The sequence below is a fragment of the Protofrankia sp. Cas8 genome (assembly GCF_963555845.1).
In the GTDB taxonomy this organism is placed as follows: Bacteria; Actinomycetota; Actinomycetes; order Frankiales; family Frankiaceae; genus Protofrankia.
Map to the genome: position 1 here is coordinate 1 of NZ_CAUVXI010000087.1, position 3450 is coordinate 3450.

Genomic DNA, 3450 nt, shown 5'->3' on the forward strand with positions numbered 1-3450 from the left:
CAGTAGCAGGCGGTCACCGAAGGTCGGTGTACAGTGCCCGCGCATATACGTTGCGACGTCGTGAGCTGTCATGGCGGGGCCCGACCTCGCCCGATCCGGCGGTCTGGGTGGGGGACAAGCATTCGGGCGCCGAGGTCTGGAGTCACACCCTGCCCAGTCCGCGCGGATACCACGGTCTGGCCGTGGACGACAGTCGTGTTTTCGTTAGAGTCTGTTTTGAATCTTGGGTTCGGACAGCGAGTCGCGTCCAGCTGGTTCCCGGCAAGGCGGAAGGCGAGCAGGGTCCCACTGGGCAGCGCGGAGCGGTGTCGTGGGGGGCGAACGATACCGGATGAGTTGTATCGGTTTGGCCGACAACGCAGCCGGGGGCCGGCTGGGCGTGGATCGCCCGGACAGAAGATTCAAAACAGACTCTAAGCGATAGATCGTAAACCGCATTCACGCAGGTCAGAGGCTTGATCGGTAACGTGGTGGACCTGACGCGCCAGAATAAGAACCAGTCGATCTTGGTTGAAGGTCCTGAAATCATCGTCCGCCCGGTCGCCGCACGGCTGCTGACCAGGGACGCTGCCGAGTGAACCCGACGCCGGCAACATCGACAGCAGAGCCGGCAGGGTGGGACGGACCGGCATAACTCACTCGTCCCAGTCGCCGGCGCCGCCAAGCTGCTCGATCCGCTCGGGCGACAGGCCGGCCAGGGCTGCGACGCTGGCGGTGAGCGAGCCGTCCAGCACCTTCATCGACTCGACCATCCCGCGGCGGATCTCCGCACGGCGCTGCTCGAGGTATGCCCGGACCGCCTCGGCCACGAGGTCCTTCTTGGATATGCCGAGGAAGTGAGCGGCCTGCGAGATCAGCTCGTCCGTCGCGGGGTCGATCTTCAAGGGTGCTTGGCGTCGGGCGCCGACGGTCGTCATAGCCATCCTCATCTTCCCAGGACCATGGTACCCAAGTACCTCAGGTCGCCGTCACCCCGAAGGAAACCTGAGGGAAACCAGGACCGCACGAGCCTCGAGAACGGCGAATCGGCCGACGATGTCAAGATCTCAGCCTTCCCGACAATCCGCGCGAACGCGTCGTCCGCCCCTTGGCTGTGGACCGGATCGAGACTATGGTCATGACCTCCGAACGGCGACGAAGAGCGGTCGAGGCATGGACACCCAGCGCGGCCCGGCACAGGACCGGCCGCGTGACGTTCCATTTCCACCAGGACGGGAGGCGGGTTTCGCGATCCCCGAACGCCTGGTTCAGCTGGTCCTGGGAAAGCCCAGCAACCTCAGTGAGGTTCGCGCCACGCAGGTCGGTGCCACGCAGGTTCGATCCTTGCATGTGCGCCTCACTCACGTTCGCCCCCGGCAGGCGTGTGTGGGCAAGGATCGCATTGCTGAGATTCGCGTGGTGAAGGTCAGCTTCGGTGAGGGAGGTCGAGCGGTTTCTGCTCTCACTGCCTGGAATCGGCCGCTGGTCAGCTACCTTCGTGATGATCCGAGGGCTGGGGCGGATGGAGGTGCTGCCCGACGACGCCGAGCTTCTGAAAGCCGTGCATCGCGTATACGGCGAGCCCCCACCGGGGGACCTCGCCACCCTGTCCGCGCGCTGTATCGCTGCTGGCGCTTGGTATTCCTGTACAGGACCAGGTCCCGTTGGATGGTGGGGACGGATCAGTGATCGCCAGCGGCGACACGTTCATCGCGGACGAGGTACGGCGTGCGGCGCTGCGGAAACACGCGACGATCGTGGACATGGAGTGCTATGCGGTCGCAATGGCATGCCAGGCTTTCGGCACTCCGGTGCGGGCACTGAAGTGGGTTTCCGACTCGGCCGGTGAATCGGCGGCCAGCGACTGGAGTGCCGCTGTGTCGTACGGCGCTGCGGTACTCGGCGAAGCCGTTCGAGATTTGCTCGACGCGCAGTAGTCTCCGGATGCCCTGGCCGCGCGATGCCGCCTGATCACCCAAACGTTCGGGGCCTACCCATCCGCCTATCAGGTGCTGTGACCTGGCTCCCGCGTCATGCAAAGACCTCGACGGGGCACGTGGTGACGGCGCTGCGTTCGATGCGGGCGTCGCTGGTGATCAGCGGCAATCCCAAGGTCTCGGCGAGGGCGACGTACTGGGCGTCGTAGGCGCTGAGGTTGTGGTGTAGGTCGCGGACGCGTGCCCACAGGATCAGCGTTTCGTGCCGCACAAGCGGTAGGAGCTGGTAGTCGCCGATGGCCTTCTCCGCCTCCCGTGCGGTGATCTTCCGACCGCGGACCATCCCGAACAGGGCCGAGACCACCTCGTAGTCGAGCAATCCGGGCGCGACGAGCGACGCGAGGCTGGCGAGCCGGTGGCGCACCGCGTGCCCGGTCGGACCGTGATCGGTCAACGTACGTATCAGCGCCGAGCAGTCGATCACGGCCGCCGGACTGCTCACCCGCGTTCCCGGCCCTCGTCGATCGCGGCCAGGATGTCCGAGGTAGCGAGCTCGGCGTGCGTTTCACGGTCGAGGCGGGCCATCATCTCCGCGAGGGTCGGCGTACGGGCATCTCGGGTGACCAGGTCGAGCAGGTAGGCCTGCAGACTGCGGCCCGACTGCGCGGCCTTGAGCTTCAGCGCCTCCAGAGCCGGGTCCGGGACGTCGCGGATCGTGATCGCAGTCATGCTTGTATTTTACCTGCAATGCCAGCAGTCTGCCAGCTCGGTCGAGGTTCTTCCGGCCCTTCAGTACCGGCAGGCGCTTCGATCAAGATCTCGCGCACCGTCATCTCGCGATCTTCTGGTTCACGGCCGCGCGAGCTCCGGCTACTCGGCACGGCTCATCATCATCTCATCCGATCATCGCTTCTGAGCAGTAGCTACTTTCCCCGCCGGCCGAGGACCTGGAAAAGGACCATGGGTTCATCGCAGGGTCTTTGTTACGCGTCGAGTCTCACGGTCAGCGCGAGCGGCACGCGTCAGACCGGTGCTCGACGGCGGTTACGGTCACGATGCGGTTTTCCGCCGGGCACCGGTGGGAAACCGACGGCGGTGTCCTTGTTCTCCGAGATGACGACCACCTGCGGCTCGTACCCCAGCTGGACGCGGTCGCCGATGCTGATGCAGTCATGGTGCCGGCCACCGGCCGCGCGGTGGTGTAGGTCGAGGTAGGTGAGGTGGACGCGTGCCGGGTGCGCCGGCGAGACTGGCAGCGTGTTTAGACCGGCGAGCTCGGCGACGAGGTGCCGGCGCGGTTCCTGCCCCGCGCGAGGCGTGTGGTCCAGTCGTGGCCGCACAGCGCAGCAGCCGCCTCGACGTCCTGCACCCGCAGGTGTGTGGGGATGGCCTGAATAGTGCTGTGAACCCGGCGTGTTGCGTCGACAAGGTCGACGCCGCGTCCGGCGTGGCGGGTGTGCCATTGCCGCCAGTCGAGTGCCTGGCCCTGGTAGGCGGCGAAGTGCTGTTCGAGGTCTGCCTTGTTCGGTGCTCC

The 3450-nt window shown here is 65.8% G+C and carries 6 protein-coding genes and 1 pseudogene; 2 read left to right on the forward strand and 5 right to left on the reverse strand.

Annotated elements, in window-relative coordinates; genetic code table 11:
• Window positions 1–455: 455 nt before the first annotated feature.
• Window positions 456–578, forward strand: coding sequence for a hypothetical protein (locus U9977_RS14085; RefSeq protein WP_322749701.1), 123 nt, complete (start codon window positions 456–458; stop codon window positions 576–578).
• Between the two features lie 57 nt (window positions 579–635).
• Here the strand turns inward: U9977_RS14085 and U9977_RS14090 are convergent, their stop codons facing one another.
• Both U9977_RS14090 and U9977_RS27015 read right to left on the reverse strand, forming a co-directional pair.
• Complete coding sequence (locus U9977_RS14090) at window positions 636–917, reverse strand: hypothetical protein (protein WP_322749702.1); 282 nt, start codon at window positions 915–917, stop codon at window positions 636–638.
• Between the two features lie 121 nt (window positions 918–1038).
• Window positions 1039–1584, reverse strand: a complete 546-nt coding sequence (locus U9977_RS27015; RefSeq protein ID WP_416210608.1) for a pentapeptide repeat-containing protein — start codon at window positions 1582–1584, stop codon at window positions 1039–1041.
• Between the two features lie 80 nt (window positions 1585–1664).
• On the opposite strand from U9977_RS27015, the gene U9977_RS14095 reads away from it, so the two are divergent.
• Window positions 1665–1916, forward strand: a complete 252-nt coding sequence (locus U9977_RS14095) for a hypothetical protein (RefSeq protein WP_322749703.1) — start codon at window positions 1665–1667, stop codon at window positions 1914–1916.
• A gap of 94 nt (window positions 1917–2010) precedes the next feature.
• On the opposite strand, the gene U9977_RS14100 is transcribed toward U9977_RS14095, so the two are convergent.
• The 3 genes and pseudogenes from U9977_RS14100 to U9977_RS14110 form a co-directional block, all read right to left on the reverse strand.
• Entirely contained in the window at window positions 2011–2418 is a 408-nt protein-coding gene (locus U9977_RS14100) for a type II toxin-antitoxin system VapC family toxin (protein ID WP_322749704.1), read from the reverse strand.
• A complete protein-coding gene (locus U9977_RS14105; protein ID WP_322749705.1) occupies window positions 2415–2645 on the reverse strand; it encodes a FitA-like ribbon-helix-helix domain-containing protein in 231 nt (76 codons plus the stop codon). The genes U9977_RS14100 and U9977_RS14105 overlap by 4 nt, the downstream gene beginning before the upstream one ends.
• A 532-nt stretch (window positions 2646–3177) precedes the next feature.
• A pseudogene (locus U9977_RS14110) lies at window positions 3178–3450 on the reverse strand (DUF3322 domain-containing protein); the annotation flags it as partial.

Bases quoted from the DNA above. Each gene is read 5' to 3' on its own strand.
- U9977_RS14090 (WP_322749702.1), bottom strand. From the start codon at position 917: ATGACGACCGTCGGCGCCCGACGCCAAGCACCCTTGAAGATCGACCCC.
- U9977_RS14105 (WP_322749705.1), bottom strand. From the start codon at position 2,645: ATGACTGCGATCACGATCCGCGACGTCCCGGACCCGGCTCTGGAGGCG.